21 protein-coding genes are annotated in these 23,779 nt (G+C 56.1%); 17 read left to right on the top strand and 4 right to left on the bottom strand.

Translation table 11 applies throughout. The features are described 5' to 3' along the window. Nucleotides 1-58 precede the first annotated feature (58 nt). Complete coding sequence (locus AB1500_01380) at nucleotides 59-1,009, bottom strand: LysM peptidoglycan-binding domain-containing protein (protein ID MEW6181814.1); 951 nt, start codon at nucleotides 1,007-1,009, stop codon at nucleotides 59-61. A gap of 298 nt (nucleotides 1,010-1,307) precedes the next feature. Here AB1500_01380 and AB1500_01375 point away from each other — a divergent pair, with 298 nt between their 5' ends. Continuing rightward, a complete protein-coding gene (locus tag AB1500_01375) occupies nucleotides 1,308-3,452 on the top strand; it encodes a beta-propeller domain-containing protein (protein MEW6181813.1) in 2,145 nt (714 codons plus the stop codon). Between the two features lie 114 nt (nucleotides 3,453-3,566). Here AB1500_01375 and AB1500_01370 read toward each other — a convergent pair whose 3' ends face one another. Beyond that, nucleotides 3,567-5,666, bottom strand: coding sequence for a DUF3352 domain-containing protein (locus tag AB1500_01370; GenBank protein MEW6181812.1), 2,100 nt, complete (start codon nucleotides 5,664-5,666; stop codon nucleotides 3,567-3,569). A gap of 308 nt (nucleotides 5,667-5,974) precedes the next feature. Between AB1500_01370 and AB1500_01365 the strand changes: the two genes are divergently transcribed. The 8 genes from AB1500_01365 (at nucleotide 5,975) to ligD (AB1500_01330) (ending at nucleotide 13,263) form a co-directional block, all read left to right on the top strand. Further along, complete coding sequence (locus AB1500_01365) at nucleotides 5,975-6,244, top strand: autorepressor SdpR family transcription factor (GenBank protein ID MEW6181811.1); 270 nt, start codon at nucleotides 5,975-5,977, stop codon at nucleotides 6,242-6,244. Nucleotides 6,245-6,288: 44 nt separating this feature from the next. Next, complete coding sequence (locus tag AB1500_01360) at nucleotides 6,289-6,969, top strand: SdpI family protein (protein MEW6181810.1); 681 nt, start codon at nucleotides 6,289-6,291, stop codon at nucleotides 6,967-6,969. Nucleotides 6,970-7,186: 217 nt separating this feature from the next. After that, a complete protein-coding gene (locus tag AB1500_01355) occupies nucleotides 7,187-7,882 on the top strand; it encodes a Yip1 family protein (protein ID MEW6181809.1) in 696 nt (231 codons plus the stop codon). Nucleotides 7,883-8,145: 263 nt separating this feature from the next. Next, entirely contained in the window at nucleotides 8,146-9,387 is a 1,242-nt protein-coding gene (locus AB1500_01350) for an efflux RND transporter periplasmic adaptor subunit (protein MEW6181808.1), read from the top strand. Beyond that, nucleotides 9,384-10,061: an ABC transporter ATP-binding protein gene (locus AB1500_01345; GenBank protein MEW6181807.1), complete on the top strand. Its 678-nt coding sequence runs from the start codon at nucleotides 9,384-9,386 to the stop codon at nucleotides 10,059-10,061. Before AB1500_01350 ends, AB1500_01345 begins: the two co-directional genes overlap by 4 nt. Further along, a complete protein-coding gene (locus tag AB1500_01340; GenBank protein MEW6181806.1) occupies nucleotides 10,058-11,263 on the top strand; it encodes an ABC transporter permease in 1,206 nt (401 codons plus the stop codon). The genes AB1500_01345 and AB1500_01340 overlap by 4 nt, the downstream gene beginning before the upstream one ends. Before the next feature lie 252 nt (nucleotides 11,264-11,515). Next, nucleotides 11,516-12,316, top strand: coding sequence for a Ku protein (locus AB1500_01335; GenBank protein ID MEW6181805.1), 801 nt, complete (start codon nucleotides 11,516-11,518; stop codon nucleotides 12,314-12,316). Next, complete coding sequence (gene ligD / locus AB1500_01330) at nucleotides 12,313-13,263, top strand: non-homologous end-joining DNA ligase (protein MEW6181804.1); 951 nt, start codon at nucleotides 12,313-12,315, stop codon at nucleotides 13,261-13,263. The genes AB1500_01335 and ligD (AB1500_01330) overlap by 4 nt, the downstream gene beginning before the upstream one ends. Here ligD (AB1500_01330) and AB1500_01325 read toward each other — a convergent pair. Together AB1500_01325 and AB1500_01320 are read right to left on the bottom strand one after the other, a co-directional pair. Next, nucleotides 13,260-14,162: a patatin-like phospholipase family protein gene (locus tag AB1500_01325; protein MEW6181803.1), complete on the bottom strand. Its 903-nt coding sequence runs from the start codon at nucleotides 14,160-14,162 to the stop codon at nucleotides 13,260-13,262. The two genes, ligD (AB1500_01330) and AB1500_01325, sit on opposite strands and share 4 nt — an antisense overlap. Before the next feature lie 136 nt (nucleotides 14,163-14,298). Beyond that, nucleotides 14,299-15,813, bottom strand: a complete 1,515-nt coding sequence (locus tag AB1500_01320) for an MFS transporter (GenBank protein ID MEW6181802.1) — start codon at nucleotides 15,811-15,813, stop codon at nucleotides 14,299-14,301. A gap of 244 nt (nucleotides 15,814-16,057) precedes the next feature. Here AB1500_01320 and ligD (AB1500_01315) point away from each other — a divergent pair, with 244 nt between their 5' ends. The 8 genes from ligD (AB1500_01315) to AB1500_01280 all read left to right on the top strand — a co-directional run bounded on the left by ligD (AB1500_01315) (nucleotide 16,058) and on the right by AB1500_01280 (nucleotide 23,755). Continuing rightward, nucleotides 16,058-16,954, top strand: coding sequence for a non-homologous end-joining DNA ligase (gene ligD / locus AB1500_01315; protein MEW6181801.1), 897 nt, complete (start codon nucleotides 16,058-16,060; stop codon nucleotides 16,952-16,954). A gap of 103 nt (nucleotides 16,955-17,057) precedes the next feature. After that, nucleotides 17,058-18,164, top strand: a complete 1,107-nt coding sequence (gene tgt, locus AB1500_01310) for a tRNA guanosine(34) transglycosylase Tgt (GenBank protein ID MEW6181800.1) — start codon at nucleotides 17,058-17,060, stop codon at nucleotides 18,162-18,164. Nucleotides 18,165-18,358: 194 nt separating this feature from the next. Then, complete coding sequence (gene yajC, locus AB1500_01305) at nucleotides 18,359-18,643, top strand: preprotein translocase subunit YajC (GenBank protein MEW6181799.1); 285 nt, start codon at nucleotides 18,359-18,361, stop codon at nucleotides 18,641-18,643. 212 nt (nucleotides 18,644-18,855) lie between these two features. Then, nucleotides 18,856-19,515, top strand: coding sequence for an HD domain-containing protein (locus AB1500_01300; protein ID MEW6181798.1), 660 nt, complete (start codon nucleotides 18,856-18,858; stop codon nucleotides 19,513-19,515). Between the two features lie 214 nt (nucleotides 19,516-19,729). Then, complete coding sequence (secD, locus tag AB1500_01295) at nucleotides 19,730-20,962, top strand: protein translocase subunit SecD (protein ID MEW6181797.1); 1,233 nt, start codon at nucleotides 19,730-19,732, stop codon at nucleotides 20,960-20,962. Between the two features lie 21 nt (nucleotides 20,963-20,983). Further along, nucleotides 20,984-22,039 carry a protein translocase subunit SecF gene (gene secF / locus AB1500_01290; protein MEW6181796.1) on the top strand — a complete coding sequence of 352 codons (1,056 nt, stop codon included), beginning with the start codon at nucleotides 20,984-20,986 and terminating at the stop codon, nucleotides 22,037-22,039. 12 nt (nucleotides 22,040-22,051) lie between these two features. Beyond that, nucleotides 22,052-22,333: an ACT domain-containing protein gene (locus AB1500_01285; GenBank protein MEW6181795.1), complete on the top strand. Its 282-nt coding sequence runs from the start codon at nucleotides 22,052-22,054 to the stop codon at nucleotides 22,331-22,333. A 60-nt stretch (nucleotides 22,334-22,393) separates the two neighbouring features. Further along, complete coding sequence (locus AB1500_01280) at nucleotides 22,394-23,755, top strand: PFL family protein (GenBank protein ID MEW6181794.1); 1,362 nt, start codon at nucleotides 22,394-22,396, stop codon at nucleotides 23,753-23,755. The last annotated feature ends 24 nt before the right edge of the window (nucleotides 23,756-23,779 follow it).

Genomic DNA, 23,779 nt, shown 5'->3' with positions numbered 1-23,779 from the left:
TTTCATAATTTCCGGCGGACCTTAGCCGCCGCTTTTTAAATCACCTGTAAGACTCACGTTACCACTGTATTATCACCCGCGTTCCGGGGGTAATGAAATCGTAGAAATCTTCCACGTCCCTGTTACTCAAACCGACACAACCCCAGGTCCAGTCGCTCCCGAATCCGGGCGTACTCCCGCCGTGAATCCCTATCCCGCCTCCCAGGGGGGTATACTGCGGAGGGGTCTGGCCGCTGTTGACTGCAGAGACAACCAGGTCGTGAGTCTCGAACTCGATTAAACCTTCATGGAGCCCGCGGTCCGCATCTTCTATATTGGGGTAGTTAAGCCGCATCCACCGCGAACCGAGGAACTCGTCCGGCGGGCTCAGTATTGATTTTTCCGTTATGCAAAAGAGCCCTTCCGGTGTCTTGTGGTCCCCGCGGATTTCCTTATCCCCCATCCCTCCGTCGCCTAACTCAACATGGTAGGTCTTAAGCCACATGCCCTGCCAGAACAAGGTGAGTGTGTGATCCGTTTTATCTACGACGACATCCAGAGCTATTTCCGGGGTGATGATGCCCTTTTCGTCGAGTACTTCGCTCAACGGTCTTTCTTTTACGGGAATCCTTAAAACCTGCCCCGGCATTATCAGGTCCGAGTCAAGAGCGTTGGCCCGCTTCAATTCACCGACGGTAAGGCCGTAAAAGCCCGCTACGATAAACAGCGAATCCCCGTTTCTTACAATATACCGGTTTAGTCCGGTTGTTCGGGCCGGAATCATTAAAACCTGCCCCGGCATTATCATATCGGAACCAAGTTGGTTGAGTCGCTTGAGGTCGGCGATCGAAACACCGAATTTGCGGGCGATTATGAACAAGGAGTCCCCGCTTCTTACGGTGAACTGACCGGGACCGGGAAGAAACTCGCTGGCCGACGCCGTTATCTGATTAGTTGAAGCGAACGGTGTTAACAACAATGCCAGAAAAACCGTTCCCGCCACAACGGGTGCTGCGAATCCTTTCAACAATAACTCTTCCTCCCTGTTGTTATCAGTAATATTCCCTACCCCCTTTTGCATTTTAACATTTATTCGGCGTCTTTCATCTGGAATTGACAGGTAATTTCAGGGATGCTGCCGCCATCGGTCTCACGGCACTATCGGTAATTGGTGCGAACAGCAAAGCAGGATTCTCATGCCGCGCTTTTTAGTTTAGTTCGGCCTATTCCCGGAGCATGCTTCACGAAATCTCCTTGACCCGGCTGTCAGAAAAACGGCGGCGGCGGTGTTTTGCTATTAAAAGGATTTAACGAAAGAGGTGACAAATGTGAATAAGTTATTCCTTGCGTTTATAGCCGTGGCTTTACTGACAGCGGCGGCTGCGGCAAGCACGGTGGCGCAGTTTCCGGCCTCGGCTGCCAAGAGCGACCCGCCGCCGGCCAAACGCGTTCCCGTCTGCGAGCTGAAAACCTTTGCCTCATACAACCAGCTTGCGAACTATATCCGGCAGCATGTGACACTTGCCGGACGACTGGGCTGGTATTACGGTCCGGAGACGATGTTAAGGGTAGGGAACCTGGCGCTTGAAGACGGGATGGCCGGCGAACAGAAAATGGCCGTTCCCACCGCGCCGGCTCAACAAAGCGCGCCGTCCGAGGATTACTCCCGCACCAACGTGCAGGTGGAAGGTGTGGATGAAGCCGACATCGTCAAAACAGACGGCAAATATCTTTATGTTTTATCGACGTCCAAGATCTCCATAATCAAAGCGCAACCCGCTGAAGACGCCCGGTTGGTTTCGGAAATCGAATTCCCGGGCACCCCGTCCGAGACCTTCATCACCGCCGACGATCTGGTTGTTTTCGGTGTAAAGTCCGCAACGGGCGAGTTCCTGGCACAGATTTACGACGTCCGCAACCGTTCGGAACCGGTGCTTAAAAGGTCCATCACCTCTTTTGGTTCCTACGTAACCTCACGGCTGATCGGTGATTACGCGTACGCCGTTATTAACGTTCCTGTTTACGGCCGCGACGGCACGTTAGAGAAACCCGCGCTTCCGGAGATCAGTATCGACGGGCGCAAGCAGACCATCCCCCCCACGCGGATTCAATACTTCGACGTCCCCGACCAGGCCTACCACTACACCATGATTATGGCCATTAATACAGGAGACGGCAAATACAAGCTTACGGAAAAAACGCTTCTTACCGGAACCTCTCAGAACATTTTCGTCTCCGAGAAAAACATCTACCTCACCGCCGCCAAGGCGCCGGACATCCTTTACCACGGCAACAGGCTTTTCGACAAAATAGCACCGCTCCTCCCTTCGGGGCTGCAGGTGCAGCTCACCGCAACCCGCAACTCCAAGGATGACCTCGCCACCAAATTCAACAAGCTGGAGGACCTTATGGACGAAGGCCTGAGCCAACTGGGCGCCGCCGAGGCGCAGGAGCTGGAAGCAAGGCTCAGGGAAACGTACCAGGAATGGGAGCAGGATCTGACCCGGGACAGCGCGCGGGTTCGTAATACAACCGTTATGCACAAGCTGGGCATCGACGGGGACACGGTTACATACTTGGGCCGGGGTGAGGTTCCCGGGCAGGCGCTGAACCAGTTCTCGATGGATGAGTACCAGGGGTTCTTCCGGATCGCCACGACCTCCGAAGGGTTCGCCTTTTCCGGGTCGTCGCTGCCGCGCAACAACATCTACGTGCTGGACGAAGACCTGAAGATAACGGGGAGGCTCACGGGACTTGCGCCGGGTGAACGCATCTACGCCGCCAGGTTCATGGGCAAGCGGTGCTACCTGGTCACCTTCCGCCGCGTGGACCCGCTGTACACCATCGACCTGACAGACCCGAGCAGCCCGAAGGTACTGGGGGAACTGAAGATACCCGGATACTCCGATTATCTGCACCCTTATGACGACCGTTATCTTATCGGCATAGGCAAGGAAATCGACGCCGGGCCGTCGCCGGTGTTCGAAGAGACACCCCTGGGAAGCGCCCTCCAACGGATAGTCCCGCCGCGTCCCACGCGCGAGACCGGCATCAAGATAGCGCTCTTTGACGTTATGGACCCTGCCGACCCCAAGGAAGTGGCCAAGTACGTCATCGAAGGGCAGGGTGTAGATTCGATAGCCTTGCGCGAGCACAAGGCGGTGCTGTTCAGTAAGGTCAAAAACCTACTGGCGATCCCTGTTACGTTTTATCCCTACTACGGGATCGAAATCGACGGCAAACCGGGGGTTTATCGCGACCGGCAGGAGGCGTACGTCTTCAATATCTCCCCCGACGGCATCAGCTTAAAGGGAACTGTAACCCACCAGGCCGACAACCGGGGACAAAACACCTACAGCACGCCCGTTAAACGCTGCCTGTACATCGGAAACGTTTTATACACCGTTTCGGACCGGTTGGTAAAACTGAACCGCCTCGACGACATCCGGGAGATCAAGGCCTTATGGCTGTAAACGCTAAACGTGAAGCCCGAGGTTAAAACAACATCCTCCGTAACAAGGGAAGACGGCCGCGAAGGCCGTCTTCCCTTGTTAATTCTCCTGTGAACGATTCGACAGAAATCTGCCTCAGTTGATCCGCACGGTGTTCGTTTCAGCTTCCCAGCTTACACCCGCGCCGAGCGACTCCGCTATAAACCTTAAAGGCACCATGGTCGAGCCGTTGATGATCTCCGCCGGAACGTCAAGCTTCACCGCCCTGTTTCCGATGTAAGCCGTGCTCTTCCCGATTGTTATCCTTGAGACCCTTCCGTTCTTGCTGAGGGTAACCGTGCGGGTTTCAGCGTCCCAGCCGACATCCGCCCCCATGGCCTCCGCCACAGGCCTGAACGCCACCAGGGTGCGCCCGTTCTTGATCAGCGGCGGAACGCTGAATTTCAGCTGTGTGCCGTTTAGTACAACCTTGACGTGGTTTAACACAACATACACCGTAGATAAAACGAATGCTTCATCTCCCGCAACCGCAATTTTTTCACTCGCGCTGATTCCCTTGAACGGTTTCACGTAGGGCAATACCTCATTATCAAATATCGCCCGCCCGGGTCCTTCCAGAGAACTGCTGACCGTCTGCAATATCCGTTGAATACTGACATATTGGCTCACGGCTTCGTCACCGGGCAGACCTGCCAGTGCTTCGTTGAATGCGCCGTCCTCAGACAGGCTGTCGACATCCTCATTTAACACCGCTTCCAGCACCTGAGACGACGAACCCAGGACGAGGAAGTTCTTGTAGAAGGTATAGCCGCCCATCGTTCCCGTTGCGGGGTCGCTAAAGTAATAAATCGCGTTGCCGTTCAATTCGTCTTTTCTGGTTTGAATGTTCATTTCACCCGCCGTATTAACGGACTTGATTATCTTATCGATCTTCTGCCGGGCAAGTTGCGTGTCCTTGGTTTCCACCATCAGGACAAAACCCACGGGAGCATAGCTCGATAAGAAACCGGTGCTGTCAGGAAGGACGGCGACGCCTGCCGAATCTCCTATCCATGAGAGGAGGTCCGCCTTGACATTCAAACCGGAGCTCTCTTCGAAATCCGCTGCCTCTTTCCGGAATTCCGGAGCGTTTTCATAAACGCTTTCGTAAACCTTCCCGATGTCCCCTAAATAACCGCCGTAAAAAAGCATCGCGCTCGCGGGAATAATCCCGGAAAACACGTTAAAGGCGTAGGTCTGCTTCTCCACCGACCAATCCTTTATGTAATCCGCATAACCTTCCCCCAGAGACGCCTCCATGCGTGAGAGGTCGTAGGCGGTTACGCCCTTGAAGCTTATGCCTTCCGGTTGGAACACCACGGTCCCTCCGGCCCCGCTCAAAGCATCGTAACTCGCCGTCATGCCCGGGGTTGAGGTTGAAATCCCTACTTCTTCCCCAACAACCCGGTTCATTTCTTTGAACAATCCGTCGCTTATATAAAACATTCCGGCTTTGCTCGAAGGAAGTTTGGCCGCAATCTTCCGGTAGCAGGCGGTGTCGGCGAGAGACACGGCCGAACTGTTTTTGGCCTGGTCAATCAGTTGGCAGACACACCGCTCCCCGGTGCCGATGACGAATACATTGTTAAATGAGGTGAGCGTGGTGCCGTCCCAGTTTACCAAAAGACTGACGCCACGGTAACCTTTTACCTCATACGGAATTTCCTCTTTCTTTGCTTTCTGACTGAGCTTTACCCAGAAAGCGTTTAATTTTGCTTTATTTTTTACCGTGGCAATAAAGACTCCCGAGGGTTCAGAATCAGCGCTTCCCGCACTAACGGCGGTATAATCATCGTAGTCTTCCTCTTCCGTCATGAGGTTATCAAGATCCCAGGCGGCGACGGCCATTTCATATCCCAGCCAGGGTATAACGTCTTTATCAAAATCTATGCCGGATTCCTTTTTTATTGAGGCCTTGAAATCGTTAATCGCCTTGTTAAACTGCGTAATGGACATGTATTTTTGTTTTATATTGTTGAAGTTGAACATCTGGTTCAGGTCCGGTTTAAACACGAAAAGCATTTCCGTCTCTGACGGCAGCATTCCGGGTATCTGCGGTTCAGACCCCGATACCGCCCAGCTTAACTGCTGCCGGAAAAATACCCCGGCAACGACCAGGAAACAGAGCCCCGCAACCGCTGTTCCCCAGAATACCTTACACCGGCGCCGGGGCCGATTTTCTAAAAATCGTTTCATAATCAAGCCTCCCAATACAAGAAAATCTTACCAACAGACTTCTGCATTCTCTTACTATTTTCCTCCCTGTTCGCATAGAAATTTTTACTTCGCAACCATGGAAACGTTAAGTCAGATATATAACCCTTCACCTCAACTTGAAGAAACCGATCATGCCCTAACTTGTTTTAAGAGCCTGCTCGCCGTTTTAAACAAAAATTATTAAAACTCTTGCAAAGAATAAACCTCTGAGGTAAACTGATGACAAATATTTAGATGGTTTTCTAAATATCTAAATAGCGGCTCGAAAAGAGGTTATTGTAGTGCCCTTGGGACTGGTCTTTAAAGCGCTTGCGGACGAATCGAGACGGGAAATACTGCGGCTCCTGCGGGAAGGCGATCTTACCGCCGGAGAAATCGCCGACCGGTTCAACCTGACGAAACCCACGATTTCCCACCACCTGAGCGTACTCAAACAGGCAAATCTGGTTCAGGATATACGCAAGGGGCAAAACATTCTTTATTCTTTGAACACCACCGTTTTTCAGGAGGCGACGGCCTGGTTCCTTGCGGTAATGGGGGGAAAGGCAGATAACTAATCCGCTGAATTTTTAGTCAACGATGTAAGTTAGGAGGATTTAAGGTGATTCAAAAAAGCAACCATAAAGGATACGCTCTGAACCGGGAAACGCTTAAGCAGGACCGGCCTCTGTGGCTCTTCCTGGCGGCGCTTATAATCGCGGGATTCATCCTGTATCCGATGCTCCCGGAGCAAGTGCCGAGCCACTGGAACTGGAAGGGCGAGGTGGACGATTACGCCTCCCGGGCGTTCGGCGCTTTCGGCATGCCGCTGCTGGCCCTCGGCCTTTACATTATGATGCTGGTTCTGCCGTTTATCGACCCGAAGCGGGAGAACTACGCGCGTTTCGGCGCCGTCTACCGGCTGCTGCGGTGGGGAATCGTGCTGTTTATGACCGGCCTGTACGCGGTTACGGTACTGGCGGCGCTTGGTCACAGCGTCAACGTCGGCATGCTGGTCAAAGGCGGGGTAGCCGTTCTTTTCATCCTGATCGGGAACGTTATGGGACAGATCCAGCATAACTATTTCGTAGGCATTAAGACGCCCTGGACGCTGGCAAATGAAGAGGTATGGCGTCTGACCCACCGGCTGGGCGCGAAGATATGGGTGCTGGGCGGCCTGGTGTGTCTCGCCATGGCGCCGTTTCAGACGATCTGGAGCGCTTACGTTTTTATTGCCGTCATTACGGTGATGGCCCTTGTTCCCGTGATTCACTCATACCTTGTCTTCCGGAGATCTGCTTAGGAGGCCTTAGAATTGTTCCGTTAGATCGGCCTTTGCGTATTCGTAGCGCTTAACCGCCGTGCGGCGATAATTCATCGGAGTTGCTCATCAACCGACTGAATAGATTTAAAGGTGGAACGCCTAATTCTTCTCGGTGCAAGAGCTTCTCCGCGATTTAAAGGAAAAACGATAGAGTCCGGCGAAAAGATTTACGGAGGAAACAAGGGAGGTCTGATATATGAGCGAAAACAGCGAAAAATCCGCCGGCTGGCCGATTTTCAAAGTACTGGCCAGTCCCGGGAAGGCATTCGAAGAGATCGCCGCCAATCCTGCTTTTCTCAAAACAGCCCTGGTGATCTGCGGCCTAAGTCTGCTTCTTGGCATTGCTGTCAGCCCCAAAATCCAGGAGTTCACTTTATTGATGATTAATAAAAATCCGACATCCATACCGCCGGAACAAGCAGCGATCGCCGCTAAGGCGGCAATGGCGGCAAGTATTGTCTTCGCCGCCGTCATTCCCTGGTTGGTTTGGCTTATGGTCGCCGTCCTTTTTAAGGTTTACGCCATGTTCGCCGGCGGGAACGCTACTTTTAAAACCTATTTTTCCGTGGCGGTTTACGGCTACCTGCCGCAGTTCATCGGCGGTCTTATCGGTACTGTGTTGCTCCTGGCCGCGCCGGTGGAGAACTTCCAAAACGTCAGCCTGAGCCTTGCGGCCCTTCTCCCCGCCCAAAGCGGGTTTCTTTACTTTTTTCTCAGCCAGTGCAGCCCGTTCACCTGGTGGAGCCTTGTCCTTTACGGGATAGGCGGCGCCGCCGCAACGAAAACACGTCCGTCCGGCGCCATTACGTATATCGTCGTGTTGTGGCTGTTATATGCCCTGGCTGCGGCCGCTCTCGCTTCAATTAAGGCGCCTGCCGGAATGGTCGGTTAGGAGAGTGCTGCAGGGCAAATAGACGTCAGAAAACCAACCCGGCAGTTTTTAATAGTTAAACGTAATAAATGTCTCGGCGGTTGCGAAAAACAAGCATGTCGAGCACAGAGGTCGGAGGCAAGAAGTCGTTGTCTGAATGGATTACGGAAGTATAGCAAAGAATCTCACACTTTTGGGAACCTCTGACTTCTGACATCCTGCATCCGATTTCTGAAACAGCCAGGCGCAGTTTTGCAGCGGCCTTCCAGGAAAGGAGTTCTACCTTGCGCGGAGTAAAATTCTGGCTGATCCTCGCCGGTATCGTCCTAACCGTCGCCGTGGTGGCGGCGGGCGCCGTCCGCAGCTTCTCGAAGGCGTCCGTTGAGGTAAAAACCGCCGTCGCGGAAGAACGGACGTTCGAAGACAAGGTTCTCGTCTCGGGAAAGGTGGATGCCACCCGCCGGGTGGACGTTGTCGCCCCTTTTGCGGCAAAGCTTCTGACCTTGAAGGTGAAAGAAGGCGACCGGGTGGCGTCGGGCGGGTTGCTGGCCGAGATGGACGCGAGTGACGCCGAAGACCGGGCAAAGGAATCCGATGCGGCGCTTGCGGTCGCCCAAGCCCAGCTGGCCCAGGCGTTGAAACCCGCCAGGACCGAGGATCTCACCCAGGCGGAAGCCGCCCTTGAGGCCGCCGAAGCCCAGGCCGAGGCCGCCCGCAAAGACCTGGAGCGGCAGCGCCTGCTGTTTGAGCAGGAAGCCGTTTCCCAGGCGGAGTTGGAAGCTGCAGAAACCGCGTACACAAGGGCGAAATCTGACGCGGACGCGGCTGCGGCGCGGCTTGCCGCGCTTAAAAACCCGGACGACGACCAGATTAAGATTTTACAGGCGCAGGTCGAGCAAGCACGACTCGCGGCGCAAAACGCCCGCCGGGCGGCATCCAAGGGACGGCTTACCGCTTCCGCCGACGGTGTGGTGCTTTATACGGCAACCAGAGCGGGCAGTTATCTTCAGCCCGGCGCCCCTATCCTGACCTTCGGTGACTTGCAGAAGCTCGAAGTGGTCGCCGACCTCAGCGAACAGGACATCGGCGGCGTTGCCGTCGGGCAGCTTGCCGAAATCACCTGGGCCGGGCAACCGGATAAAGTTTTAAAGGGCAAGGTCTCACGGGTCGCACCCGCGGTTACGAAGACCGCCGACCGTGAAACGGAAAACGCGGTCCGGGTTTTTATGCAATTGCCAAAAAACGACCTCCTCCCGGGGGCCACTGTCGATGTGCTCATTTACCGCGTAAAACCGTTCAAGGCCGTCATGATACCTAACGAATCCATTTTGACTGAAGGAAAGACGAAATTCGTTTTCGCGGTAGAGAATAGAACCGCCCGAAAGCAGAAGGTCGAGTTAGGCCTAGCCAACGAACTCTCCACGGTGGTGAAGACGGGTCTGCGGCCGGGCGCCGTTGTGATTATCGACCCCAAGGACATTAAGGACGGCCAGCCCGTGCGCGTGACCGGCGGTGCCAAGCGGTGATAAAGGTCGAGGGTTTGAGCAAGGTTTACGGGCTTGGCGAAACGGCGGTAACGGCCTTAAAGGATGTCACCCAGGAGATTAAGACAGGCGAGTTTGTATCGGTGATGGGACCGTCGGGCTCGGGCAAATCCACCTTTCTGAGCGTCCTGGGCTGTCTCGAGCAGCCCACCGGCGGACGCTACCTTTTTGACGGGCGGGATGTCAACTCCATGAGCGACGATGAACTCGCGCACCTCCGCAACAAACAGATCGGTTTTATTTTTCAGACCTTCAACCTGCTGCCGCGCCAAAATATCTGCCGCAATGTAGAGCTGCCGCTGGTCTACGCCGGGGTGCCGCGCAAAGAGCGCCGGGAGCGCGCCGAGGTACTGCTTAAACGGGTGGGTCTCGGGCACCGCCTGCGGCACAAGCCGACCGCCCTCTCCGGCGGCGAACAGCAGCGGGTGGCGATCGCCCGCGCCCTGGTCAACGACCCGGCGGTGATTCTCGCCGATGAACCCACCGGCAATCTCGACAGCCGATCGACAGGAGAAATACTGTCTCTCTTTACGGAACTGCACGTCGAAGGCAGGACCATCATCCTGATCACCCACGAGCCTGATGTGGCGCGTTACGCCGGCCGCGTCCTTTATTTCCTCGACGGGGCGATCGTGAAGGAGGAGATGGTACAGTGAAGTTCTTAGACCTTTTGATGCTGGTGGGGGAGAATCTCCTGGCGCACCGTTTAAGGGCCGTTCTTACCACGCTCGGCATCGCCATCGGTATCGCGGCGGTCATTACCGTGGTGGCCATAGGCCAGGGCGGCCGGGCGGTTCTGTTGAGCGAAATACAACGGATGGGCAGCAGCCGCGGCTTTCAGGTTAGTGTCGATTTTGCCCGCGGCGAAGCGCCCACGGCGGACACCTTCAAGCTTCAGGACGTTGCGGTAATTAAAGAACTTTCGCCCGCGGTCGAAAAACTGGCCCCCGTCAGTTACAGCATGATGGTCAGCGTCAGGCGGCCGCACGGACGCGAAAAACCGGTTATGGCCCAGCTCCTCGGAACCAACGCGGATATGCCTCCCGTCATGAACCTGAGCTTTGAATCGGGCCGTTTCCTTTCCTCCACCGACGTGACGGGACACCGCCGGGTGGTCGTCCTCGACGGGGCTCTTGCTGAAACCCTCTTCCCCGAAGGAGAAGCCCTCGGCAAGCAGGTGTTTGTTCAGGACGTCCCGGTAACGGTGATCGGCGTGACAAAGAAAGAATCCTCGCTGCTGATGGGAGCGATGAACCTTAAATACGCATACGTCCCCATTACCTTCGCACACGAACTCTTAAATTCGCGGATTATTTATGAGCTTGACGGGGTAGCCGTAAGCGAAGACGCCGTCCCCCAGGCTATCCAAGACACCCTTAAAATTCTCAAGAAAAGACACCCGAGCGCCGGAATCCACTATACCGGCATGTCCATGGAAGAAGGTCTGGCGATAGTGGCAAAGGTCACTTCAATCATGACCCTTATCATCGGCGCGGTGGCGGGAATCGCCCTGCTTGTCGGCGGCGTGGGCGTGATGAACATCATGCTGGTCGCGGTTACCGAAAGGACACGTGAGGTCGGCCTGTTGAAAGCGCTTGGCGCGCGTCGTCAGGACATCCTGAAGCAGTTCCTGGGCGAGGCGATCGCCCTGTGCCTGGTGGGCGGCGTGCTCGGGATGGTGGTCGGGGCCGGCGGCGCCATGGTTGTGGCTTATTTCGCCCACTGGCCGCCGCTGATCTCCTTCTGGACGGTATTCCTGGCCTTCGGCTTCGCCGCGCTGGTAGGGCTCTTCTTCGGCCTTTACCCCGCCAGCCGTGCGGCGTCGCTCAGCCCCGCAGACGCGCTGCGGCACCTTTAAGAACAATACCTTTTTAACCGACACCTTCCGGGTGCTCCGGTCTTTCGCCGGATGCCCCGGATTTTTTTATGCATTTGCGCGTTTATTGCACAAAATAAGTGATGAGGCATCAAGACTGAACCTTTTATGAAAATTTTCTTACGGTGTCCAAGGGTAAATACTCGAAGTATCTTATGCAATTCGCATGAAAACAATTAATAACTTTTAACTTCATAACGTTGAACGTTGAACGTTTTAAAGAGGTGATTATAGATGCGACCGATCTGGAAAGGCGCCGTCACCTTCGGCCTGGTTTACATCCCGGTCAAGGTCTACGCCGCAACCGAGCAGAAAGACGTCAGATTCCATCAGCTTCATTCCGTGTGCCGCACGCCGATCCGTTACAGATACTACTGCCCGAACTGCGACACGGATGTTAAATCCGAGGATCTGGTGCGCGGCTACGAATACGAAAAGGGACGTTATGTGGTCCTGACGGATGAAGAGCTCGAACAGGTTCACGGCCGGGAGACGCGCAACGTAACCCTCCTTGATTTCGTCGGGAGGTCCGAAGTCAATCCGCTCTATTACGCAAAGGCGTACTACCTTGCACCAACCGAAGGCGGGGAACGGGTTTACGAGCTGTTACGACAGGCGATGGAAAAAACGCAGAAGGCGGCCGTCGGCAGGGTGGCGGTACGGACCAAACAGTCACCGGCGATGCTCTGGCCGGACGGCCGGGCATTGATCATGAGCACGCTCCACTACCCGGACGAGATACGGACCGCTGAAGCCATGCCGGAATTAAACCGGAACATCCAGGTCCACGAAAACGAACTCAAGATGGCCGAAAATCTGATTGCCAACCTCACCGGCCCCTTCGACCCCGGGAAGTACCGGGACGAATATCGTGAAACGCTTCTTTCCGCGATCCAGAAAAAAATCGCGGGCGAGGAGGTGTCCGTACCCCAACCGCGCGCGGAAAAGGTCGTTGACCTGATGGAAGCGCTAAAACAAAGCATCGAGCTGGCAAAGAAGGAACGGGGCGCCAAACGGAGGGGAACGGGAGCGTGACGCTGCCCCTGATACGCCCGATGCTGGCGGTGGCAGCCCGCCCGTTTTCCGACGCGGACTACATCTTCGAGGTCAAGTGGGACGGTTATCGCTGCCTCGCTTACCTCGACCGGGACACGGCGCTACGCTCACGAAACCTTCTGGATCTGACGCCCGCCTTCACCGACCTTGCCGGCATTCACGAACATGTTACAGACCTGCCGGTTGTCATAGACGGAGAGATAGTGGTTTTGGCGGACGGGCGGCCGGATTTCGGTTCGCTCCAGGCGCGCGGGCGGCTCTCGGACCCTAAGCGGATTGCGGCGGCCGAAAAAGCGTATCCGGCGGTATTCGTAGCGTTCGACCTGCTTTACCGCCGCGGCCGGCCTGTTTTTGAGGAACCGCTTACCCGCCGGCGGGACTGGCTAAGGGAGATCGTCCGGGCCAGCCCGGAGATAACGGTTGCCGATTATGTCAGCGGGGATGGCGAAGCCTTCTTTGAGGCATGCAAGGAAAACGGCCTCGAGGGAATAATGGCCAAAAGGCGGGACAGCCCTTACCTGGCCGGCAGACGGTCACCCTACTGGAAAAAGGTTCGCGCCTGGAAGAACGCCGACCTTGTAATCTGCGCCTGGGAACCGGGCGGCGGGCCGCGGCGCCTCGGTTCGCTTTACGTCGGCGGATACAGGGACGGCGGGCTTGTCTTTGCGGGAAGAGTAGGCACCGGCTTTGACGCCGCCCTGGCACGCGACCTCCTGGACCTTCTTGCACGTATCCCGGCCGAACGGCCCCTTTTCGATCTTCCACGCGGCAGTCGGGGCGCTCCCGAGTGGGTTGAACCCGTTCTGGTCTGCACCGTGGATTACACGGAGGTCACGCGGGAGGGTTTATTAAGACATCCGGTCTTCCGGGGCCTGCGCGGGGACAAGCTCCCGCAGGAATGCTCCTGGCAGCCCGGCCCCCCTTAGCACCATTTTTGCGCGATCCAATCCGAAACAGGCTCCAGGTCGAACTTTTCCGCGCACTTCAGCAGGTATGGGATCTGATGGTGACGGTCGAGCGGGACCGGCTTCGGCAAAACGGGATTAAGGCGGTAATAACGATCACCGAGTAACTGCCGGCCGTGAATAACGTCGGCATCCACAACGCCGTCGGTCAGAACCGTTAGGATGGGCAGCGGCGGGCAGGGGTACAGCAGCCATTCGAGAACTCCCCAATCCTTGGTGTCGGCGTCTATTCGATATTTATTAGACCCCGTTCCGAACGACAATAAGTAAACGTCTTTCAGATCCCGGCGACCGGCTTTCGCGTCTATCGCAGCGGCGATCGCCGCCGTGCTCGGGTTATTGGCGATAACGCCGCCGTCGATATACCTGCCGTAAGGCGGGAAAAAGGTCGGCGCGGCGCTGCTGCAGAGCGCAACGTCGATTACGGATTCGTCCAGGGTCGGTGAACCCGGGAAATTGTTAAAGAATACGGGCCCCCAGGCTTCATTGTCTGGACCGCTAAGCCTGAATGACGGCACAAGGACGTTACGTTTAAGGTCTTTTAATTTGAGATCCCGGGAAAAGACCGAACGCAGCAGTTCCTTGAGGTTTTCATTGTTGTACCGCGGTCTGCTCAAGTTATTATACCTGGGCGAAAAAACGAATCTGCATTTCGACTCCGAATACAGATGGATAAGATCGTCGGGCTCCAGGCCATAGGCCAGGCCCAGCGCGATGAACGAACCGGTCGAAGTGCCCGCGAAAAGGTCGGCGCTGTCAACCAGGCCGGGGAACACATCACTCAGTCTTTTCAGAAGCACCGCGGTTAAAGCCCCGCGGACCCCGCCGCCGTCGAAGGTTAGGATGCGATATTTCGCCAAGGCGCCACGCCCCCAAAAATAAAAGGTTAAGGTGTTCACTCCTTAACCTTTTTATGCCTCGGCGTTACCGGCCGTCCCCCCGTCATCCATTAACCCCACCGGGGTAACTTACCGTCGGATCTTCCGCAAAGCCCTTCTACCTGCCGCCTCTCCCTGCCCCGGATTTTTCCCCTGCCGGAGTGGTTATTCCTTCGGGCGGGCCCCCGGCAGTCCTGCCGGCGGGCTGCGCGTTTACAATCACGTTGCCCCTGGCCAGGGAGGCGAAGATACCGATAAAACAGGTGGCGGCAAAAACAATGAACGCCGTATTCACGCTCTTAACAAGTAAATCGGCATTGGCCGGGCTCAATCTGGCGTTGCCGATATAAAGATCGATGATCAAGGTCGCGACGGCCATGCTTATCGCCTGACCGGTCAGTCGCATGGTGCCGAGGGTTGACGAACCCACCCCGTAAAACCTTCTCTCAACCGAACTCATTACCGCGTTGCTGTTCGGCGAAGAGAAGAGCGCAAAGCCCGTTCCCAGCAGCGCAAGGTTGAGCACCACAAACCAGACGGGCGTGCCCTCGTGCAGAAAAGTAAACAAGGCCAGCCCAAGAGTCGTCAGACCCATCCCCCAGGAAGAAACGATCCTGGGCTCCACCCGGTCCGAAAGCACTCCCGCGAAGGGGGAAAGCGAGGCCATAATCACCGGCTGGGCGAGAAGTATAAGCCCGGCCGTCTGGGATTTGAATCCCAACACCACCTGCAGGAACAAGGACAGTAGAAAGGTGACGGCGAAAGTCGCGCTATAGTTTATAAGCGCCGCCAGGTTGGAAAAAAGGAAGGCTACGTTTCTCCGGAAAAGTCTGAGGTTTATTATGGGGAACTCGGTTTTCAGCTCATGCCGTGCGAAAAAAGCCAGCAGGACCAGGCCGAGGACGAGAGAGAGCAGAGCAGGTGTTAAAACCACGGGGCCCAAAACCGTGGTAAACCTATCCGGGTATTTGGCGGCGACGGATGAAAGCCCGTATAAGACCCCGACGATGCCGAAGGTGTACATACCGGTGCCGGACAGGTCAAACTTCTCTCCCCTGGCGCCCGCCCATTCTCCCTTTAACTTCAAAAGGGCAATCGGCACTATAATGACGGCCATCAGGACGTTAAAGTAGAAAATCGACTGCCATCCCAGATGCTGGTTCATCGCGCCGCCCAAAACGGGGCCCAGTGACAGTCCGGTGTAAACCGTGGCGGTGTTTATCCCCAGCACCTTCCCCCTCTCCTGCGGCGGGAAAACTGATGTCAGGATGGCCATTCCGGTCCCGAAAACCATAGCGCCGCTGACGCCCTGGAGGATTCTGAAAGCGATCAAGGCCTTGATGGACCAGGCGCTGCCGCAGAGCAGGGATGCCAGGGAAAAGATTGTAACGCCTGTAATAAACACCTTTTTCCGGCCGAGAATATCGGCAAGCCGCCCGAACGGCAGCAAGAAAGCCACGGACGACAGGAGATAGCAGCTAACGACCCAGGTAACGAGCACCCCGCTGGCGTTGAACTGTTTCGCGATGGACGGGATGGCCAGGTTAACCGCGCTTCCCATGAACGGCGCCAAAAAAGAGGCCATCGTGATCGTTATCAAGGTGTATCTTTTAAGCGACACGTCTTGGTTCAACTTCCTCCTCCGTTCCTGATTAAATTGTCGTTTAGGAGACCGAACCTTTCTTAAGTGTAAATACTATCATCAGTAAAAAGCAATTGAAATCAGCGCATTATCTAATAATAGTAAAAGACAGCGGTAAAACGAACGCTGATCCAGGAAACCGGATATACGTTGTCAAAACATGTAAATACTTTACAACATTGAACCCTAAACCTTGCACTTTAAACGTTGAACCTTGAACTCCGGGAGGATATGAATGCCGCAAGTACTGGTTGACGGAAGGACGATTGAACTTAAAAACCTGGAAAAGCAGTATTGGCCGGAGGGATTCACCAAAGGGGACCTGCTGCGGTACTACGAAGAGGTGTCGGCTTTCATCCTCCCGTACCTGAAAGACCGCCCTCTCGTGATGCACCGTTTTCCTGACGGGATCGGGGGAGAAGGTTTTTATCAGAAGGAATGCCCGGATTACGCTCCGGAATGGGTTCAAACGACGGCCGTAGAACACACCGACGCCGGAAAGGTTGTGAACTATGTCATCGCCGACAACAGGTCGACGCTTCTCTGGCTGGTTTCGCAGGGGTGCATCGAGGTCCACGCCTGGCTGGCCACCCGCCGGGATATCGCCCGCCCGGATGTCGCGGTCCTTGACCTTGACCCGATGCCGGGAGTGCCCTTCGAGGCGGTGGTGGAATCGGCGTTTTTACTGCGCGAGGCGCTGGCCCATTTCGGCCTGTCGGGTTATCCCAAAACCTCCGGAGCTGAGGGACTGCACATCTTCATCCCCATCGAACCCGAATACTCGCACCAGGAAACGGCACGGGCGATGGGCGTGGTGGCGAGATTTGTGGCGGACGTCTATCCACAGTCGACCACGGAGCGGGTGGTCGGAAAACGCGGTCCCCGTGTGTATCTCGATTTCCTGCAAAACGGCTTCGGCAAAACGATGGCTTTCCCTTACAGCGTGCGCCCTCTTCCCGGGGCCCCGGTCTCTACCCCCCTGGGCTGGGCGGAACTGGAACGCCGGGATTTGAAGCCCTCCGATTACAACATCCTGACACTGCCGTCCCGCCTCCGGGCCCGCGGTGATGTTTGGAAGGCCTTTTACGGCCCGCGCCAAACCCTTGGGCCGTTGCTTCAAACCCAAGGGTGAAAGGTAATCTTAGACAAGACAGAGAATAAAACAATGTTGATTTATATTGGCAACAAATGATATTGTAAGCTGGTACACAACAGTATTAGGCGGCGGGGAACAGATGGGGATTAGTTTTCAGGTACTCGGAAAAGAGGGCGCCGCCCGCCTTGGGAAACTAACAACAGCGCACGGGGTGGTTGATACCCCGGTTTTTATGCCGGTCGGGACCCAGGGAACGGTTAAGGCCATGGCTCCGGAGGAACTTCAGGCGCTCGGCGCCGGGATGGTCCTGGGGAATACCTATCACCTCTATCTGAGGCCCGGTTGCGACGTTATCCGGGAAGCCGGAGGTCTGCACCGTTTTATGCACTGGGACGGGCCCATACTCACGGATAGCGGCGGATACCAGGTCTTCAGCCTCGGCCCCTTGCGGCGCATATCTCCGGAAGGCGTTGTCTTCCGTTCGCATATCGACGGATCGGAACATCTTTTCACGCCGGAAAAGGTGGCGGCAATTCAGCAAGACCTTGGATCCGACATTGCCATGGTGCTTGACGAATGCCCTCCCTACCCCTGTTCGCGTGAAAAGCTCCGAGAAGCGGTAGAGCGCACGACTTCCTGGGCGCGGCGTTCCCGGCATGCAGGGAATATTGAGGAACAGGCCGTCTTCGGCATCGTTCAGGGAGGCGTTTACCGGGACCTGCGGGAGGAAAGCGCGCGGCAACTCGTAACGCTTGACTTTCCGGGATACGCCATCGGAGGGCTGAGCGTCGGCGAGCCCAAGGAACTGATGCTGGAAGCCCTGGATTGGACCGTGCCGCTTTTACCGGAAAACAAGCCGCGTTATCTGATGGGGGTGGGCGCACCCGTGGATATCGTGGAGGCTGTCGCACGCGGGGTGGATATGTTTGATTGCGTTTTGCCGACGCGGCTGGGCAGACACGCCGGAGCGCTCACCTATACGGGCAGGCTTAACATCCGCCAGGCGCGATACGCCCGCGACTTCAGTCCCCTGCTGGAAGGTTGCGGTTGCTACGCGTGCCGCAACTTTACCCGGGCTTACGTGCGCCACCTCGTACGGGCCGGTGAGATCCTCGGCGTGCGCCTTCTGGTCATACATAACCTGTATTTTACGCTCAAGCTGGCTGCCGACATACGCGCGGCGATCGCTGCCGGAAAATTTGCCGCGCTGCGGGAATCATGGCGTGAAACAAACCAAACCGGGTAAGACGCGGATCTTCCGGTTCATGGTTCCTGATAAGCAGTTTTTACTGAACGTTTGGTTATTAAGAGATAATCTGACAAAGAGCGAGAACAGGCCGCCCCTGCGGTTAACAACAGCGCAGGGAGAGAAATTTTCCCCTCTTAGAGAGGATTTGCGCCGGCAGCCGCGAAGAAAGCTAACTTGGAAGGAGGGATAAATTGAATCAACAAACGATATCCATGTTGTGGGTTGTAGGGCTTTTCGTCCTGCTGTATTTTATGCTCATCAGGCCTCAACAAACCCGGCAGAAGAAGCATGCGGAAATGCTCAACGCACTGAAGGCCGACGACCAGGTGATTACCGCGGGAGGAATTTACGGCACCGTGGTGAAAATCAAGGACGACTCGGTTGTTCTACGCATCGCGGATAATGTCCGTATAGAAATAATGAAACAGGCTATCTCCCAGGTTACCAAACGGGGCGGTGGCGGAGAAAAGGAGTAGGTAACTATTCACCCTTTCGCGTTACAATAGCGGCAACGCGGTGAGAAGCAAGCAGAGCAAGGAAGACCGGTGGAGACGAACCGGAGCGTACTGGGTGGTACGTGAGGATTCGGCTCCGTCCGGCTGACGCAGCTATGCACAGCTTATCGCCGTGCCCTACGGAATACCTGAATAGTTACAGGAGTAGCTGAGGGAAGAGGGCGACGCGGAAATTGATTACGCTCCAGGAGGTCAAGAAGGACCCGACGGTTGAAACTTTTATCCGAAAGGGCAACCAGTTTCTGGGCGAAATGGGTTACACGGAGCACAGCTTTCGTCACGTTAACCTGGTGGCTACAATTGCCCGAAACATCCTCGAGCGGTTGAATTTCCCGGAACGTGAAGTGGAACTCGCCGCGGTGGCGGGGTACATGCACGACATAGGCAACGTGGTCAGCAGAAACGACCACGGTATATCCGGGGCGGTCATAGCCTACCGGATTCTGAGCATCATGGGGATGCCGCCGGAGGAGGTTGCGATAGTCATTTCGGCTATCGCCAACCACGAGGAACAGTATGGTCAACCGGTGAATAACGTTGCCGCGGCTCTTATCCTGGCCGACAAATCGGATGTGCACCGGTCCCGCGTTAGAAACCCCGACCTTTCTACCTTTGATATTCACGACCGCGTTAATTACGCGGCGGAGCATTCTTTTCTCTGGGTGAACGAAGAACGCCGGGCAATTACGCTTGAGTTAACGATCGATATCGAAATCTGCCCCGTAATGGAATACTTTGAGATCTTCCTTTCACGGATGACGCTTTGCCGCCGGGCGGCCAAATTTCTAAATGCCACCTTTGAGTTGATGATTAACGGCGCAAAGCTTTTATAAATAAGGACCTTTAAGCTAGTCGCTTAGAAGCGGTAGCATAACACGGGCCGAAACGCCGTGAGAAGTGATGCAGTGCAAGGAAGAACGTTGGAGACGAACCGGAGCGTACATAAAGGTACGTGAGGATTCGGCTCCGACGGGCTGACGCTGCAATGTGTCGCTTATCGCGGCGCCCTTCGAAAGAAGAACTGTTGAGATAGGAGAGGTGAAATGTGTGCGCTGGGATAATATTGCGAAGGTTTTCTTAATATTAGCGGTCGTTATAGTGGCGGCATGGTTTGCCGTAAAACCGCCCGTTAAGGGCGTATCCTGGCTTCCGGTGACCAAACTGGTGCGGCTGGGTCTTGACCTGAAAGGCGGCGTCCACGTGGTGCTCCAGGCGGTTGATACCCCGGAAGCAAAGGCCACGCCCCAGGCGGTAAAAGAAGCCATCGCCATCCTTGAAAACCGCATAAACCAGTTCGGGGTGACGGAACCGGTCATACAGCAGCAGGGTACGCAGCGGGTGATAATAGAGCTCGCCGGCGTGAAAAATCCCGATAACGTTGTTGAAACGCTTATTAAGCCGGCCTACCTTGAATTTAAGACCGAAGGCGGCGAAGTCATCGTCACCGGACGCGACCTGAAGGAGGCGCGCGAGGCGATGGATCCAAGCTCGAACCAGCCGGAGGTAAACCTGACGTTTAATGCGGTGGGGGCTAAAAAGTTCGGGGACGCGACCAAGGCTAACGTAGGCCGGAAGATCGCCATTATCCTGGACGGAAAACAAATTCAGAACCCGACCGTGGAAGAACCCATCCTCAACGGACGGGCCAGGATCTCCCCCTACGAATCTCTCGACGAGGCGCACAAGGTGGCGGTGCTTCTGCAATCGGGCGCCCTGCCGGTTAAATTCAACGTCCTGGAGAAAAGGGTGGTCGGACCGACCCTCGGCGCCGACTCGTTGAACAAATCGATTGCGGCAGGCTTCGTGGGACTGGCGGCTATTTTTTTCTTCATGCTGTTATACTACCGGCTTCCGGGTATGGTCGCCAATGTCAGTCTTGCGGTTTACGCCCTGCTGGTAATTTTTATTTTCACAGCCCTGAAGGTGACCATGACCCTTCCCGGAATAGCCGGGTATGTACTCGGGCTTGCGGTCGCGGTCGATGCAAATATCATCATATTTGAGCGTCTCAAGGAAGAGCTTCGAGCCGGAAAGACGCTCCGCACCGGGATCGACGACGGTTTTAAGCGCGCTTTTGTGGCCATCTTTGACGCCAACCTCACGACGGTGCTTGCCGCTATAGTTCTTCTGTACTTCGGTACCGGACCGATCAGGGGTTTCGCGGTAACCCTGATTATCGGCATTGCGGTAAGCATGTTCACGGCAATCACCATGACGCGGTGGCTGCTTCACCTCGTGGCGGCGACCGGCATCAGAAACCCGAAGCTTTACGGGGCTTAAAGCTAAAAGGAGGTAGTTTTTTTGCGGTTCCACTTCATCCGCCTCAGGCGATACTTTTACGTACTCTCGCTGTTAGTTATCATCCCGGGTGTGGTATCCCTCTTCACCCAGGGTTTAAACAAAGGTATAGACTTTACCAACGGCAGCCTCCTAGATCTCAGGTTCAACCGCGCCGTGGAAACCCAGGCGGTGCGCCGGGTGATGGCCGATTTCGACCTGGAAAAGAGCGTCATCCAGAAAAGCGGCGCAAAGGATTTTCTTATCCGCACCAGACCGCTCAGCGAAAACGAAAGCGCCAGGCTGGTTGATGCTCTCGGAAAACAGCTAGGCGGGGTCACGGTACTGCGTAACGAAACGGTCGGGCCGATAATAAGCCAGGAACTCACCACGAAGGCCATCCTGGCGATGCTGATAGCCTCGCTGCTGATGCTGATATACATCACCATCAGGTTTGAACTCAAACAGGGCATAGCCGCGGTGGCCGCGCTGCTGCACGACGGCCTGGTGGTGCTCGGGGTGTTTTCCCTGTTCCGGATCGAGATCGACAGCGCCTTTGTGGCGGCGGTTCTAACCATCTTAGGTTATTCGATTAACGATACCATTATCATTTTCGACCGCATCAGAGAAAATATCCGTTTGAAAAAGGTCAGCGGCCCGCTCGAGGATGTCATCAATGTCAGCCTGTGGCAGACGATGGCCCGTTCCATCAATACCATTTTGGCGGTTCTCTTCGTGCTGGTATCGCTATATTTCCTGGGCGGCAGCACCATCAAGAACTTTACCCTCGCCCTGATTGTCGGGGTGACGAGCGGCGCATACAGTTCCGTCTGCAACGCCAGCCCGCTCTGGTACGACCTTAAACGGTTCGGCGGTAAATCTAAGCCCACCGGATCCAAAGCCCCCGCCAGAACACCGGCCCAAACGGATTCGCCGGCTGAAACCGACGCAGCCAAGACTCCTGCGGCGGCGCCGACCGGACCAAAGGCGCCGGCCAGGCCTCCAGGCGCAAAAGGAACGGCCAGACCCCCGGCCCGCCGAAAAAGGGGATCCCGGGCGCAGCGGCGGCGCTCTAAATAGCGGAGGGTGCAGGTGGAACGCTCGCAACGAATCATCGTCACCGTTCTGGGGCATGACCGGGTTGGAATCATCGCCGGCGTGGCAGGAGTTCTGGCCGGGAACAACGTGAACATCCTGAACATCAGTCAGACGATCCTGCAGGAGTTTCTTGTTATGATTATGATCGCCGACATCGGCGGAAGCACGGTGGATCTCGGCACCTTAAAAACACGCCTTGCCGAAAAAGGCCGGAAATTAGGCGTCCAGATCGACGCCCAGCACGAAGACGCGTTTGTTTTTATGCACAGGGTATAGAAGGCGGGCTCTGCCCGCCTTTTTAACTTCTAACCTCTCACTCTGAAACCGGAGGTAAACGTGCTCGGTATTCATGAGATTCTAGAAACCATAAAAATGATCCAGGAAGAAAACCTGGACATCCGCACGATCACAATGGGTATAAGTTTGCGGGATTGCGCCGACGCCGATGCGCAGGCCGCCTGCCGAAAGATTTACGACAAAATCACCCGGTATGCGGGCCGGTTGACGGCGGTGGGGGAAGAGATCGCCCGCGAGTACGGCATACCCATTGTAAACAAGCGTATAGCGGTAACGCCGGTCGCGCTGGTGGCGGAAGGTTCCGCCGCCACGGATTACGTTCCCTTCGCCCGGACGCTGGAAGACGCCGCGGCCGCGGTCGGTGTCAATTTCATCGGCGGTTTCACCGCTCTGGTGCACAAGGGCTTCACTGGCGGCGACCGCACGCTGGTCAAATCGATTCCCGCCGCCCTCCGGGAGACCGAAAGGGTCTGCGCCTCGGTCAACGTCGCCACCACTAAGGCCGGGATTAACATGGACGCGGTCGCGATGATGGGAAGAATCATAAAGGAAACCGCCGCGCAAACCGCAGACCGGAACGGCATCGGCTGCGCCAAACTCGTTGTCTTCGCCAACGCGCCCGAGGACAACCCCTTCATGGCCGGGGCCTTCCACGGCGTCGGCGAACCGGAATGCGTCATCAACGTCGGGGTAAGCGGCCCCGGCGTCGTAAAGCGCGCGGTGGAAAGACTCCCGGAAGATGCGGATATTGGGATTTTGGCGGAAAAGATAAAGAAGATGGCGTTCAAGATAACCCGGATGGGCGAGCTTGTCGGTAGGGAGGCTGCCCGGCGGCTCGGTGTGCCCTTCGGTATTGTAGACCTGTCGCTGGCGCCTACACCGGCGATAGGCGACAGCGTCGCTGAAATCCTCGAAGCGATGGGGATTGACCGTTGCGGCGGCCCTGGAACCACGGCAGCCCTGGCGCTTTTGAACGACGCGGTGAAAAAGGGCGGGGCTATGGCATCGGCATACGTCGGCGGCCTGTCCGGGGCGTTTATACCGGTCAGCGAGGACGCCGGCATGGTCCGCGCCGTGGAAGCAGGAGCGCTCACCATCGAAAAGCTCGAGGCGATGACCGCGGTCTGCTCGGTGGGTCTGGATATGATCGTGGTGCCGGGCGACACGCCGGCGGAAACCCTGGCCGCAATCATCGCCGACGAAGCGGCGATCGGTGTGGTAAACAACAAAACGACCGCCGTGCGGATCATCCCGGCGCCGGGCAAGAGCCCGGGCGACAGGGTCGAATTCGGCGGTCTTCTCGGCGGGGCGCCGGTCATGTCGGTAAGCCGCTTCTCACCCGCCGGCTTTGTACGCCGCGGGGGACGGATCCCGGCGCCGATCCAGAGCCTTGGGAACTAAATCATTTCGGATTTATTCGGGGAG

The organism is Bacillota bacterium (assembly GCA_040755295.1).
Lineage (GTDB): Bacteria > Bacillota > Desulfotomaculia > Desulfotomaculales > Ammonificaceae > SURF-55.
This window is presented reverse-complemented; position numbering and strand designations above follow the sequence as displayed.

Coding starts and splice junctions, on each gene's coding strand:
- AB1500_01355 (MEW6181809.1), top strand. CDS start 7,187: ATGAGCGAAAACAGCGAAAAATCCGCCGGCTGGCCGATTTTCAAAGTA.
- AB1500_01370 (MEW6181812.1), bottom strand. CDS start 5,666: ATGAAACGATTTTTAGAAAATCGGCCCCGGCGCCGGTGTAAGGTATTC.
- tgt (MEW6181800.1), top strand. CDS start 17,058: ATGGGGATTAGTTTTCAGGTACTCGGAAAAGAGGGCGCCGCCCGCCTT.
- AB1500_01335 (MEW6181805.1), top strand. CDS start 11,516: ATGCGACCGATCTGGAAAGGCGCCGTCACCTTCGGCCTGGTTTACATC.
- ligD (MEW6181801.1), top strand. CDS start 16,058: ATGCCGCAAGTACTGGTTGACGGAAGGACGATTGAACTTAAAAACCTG.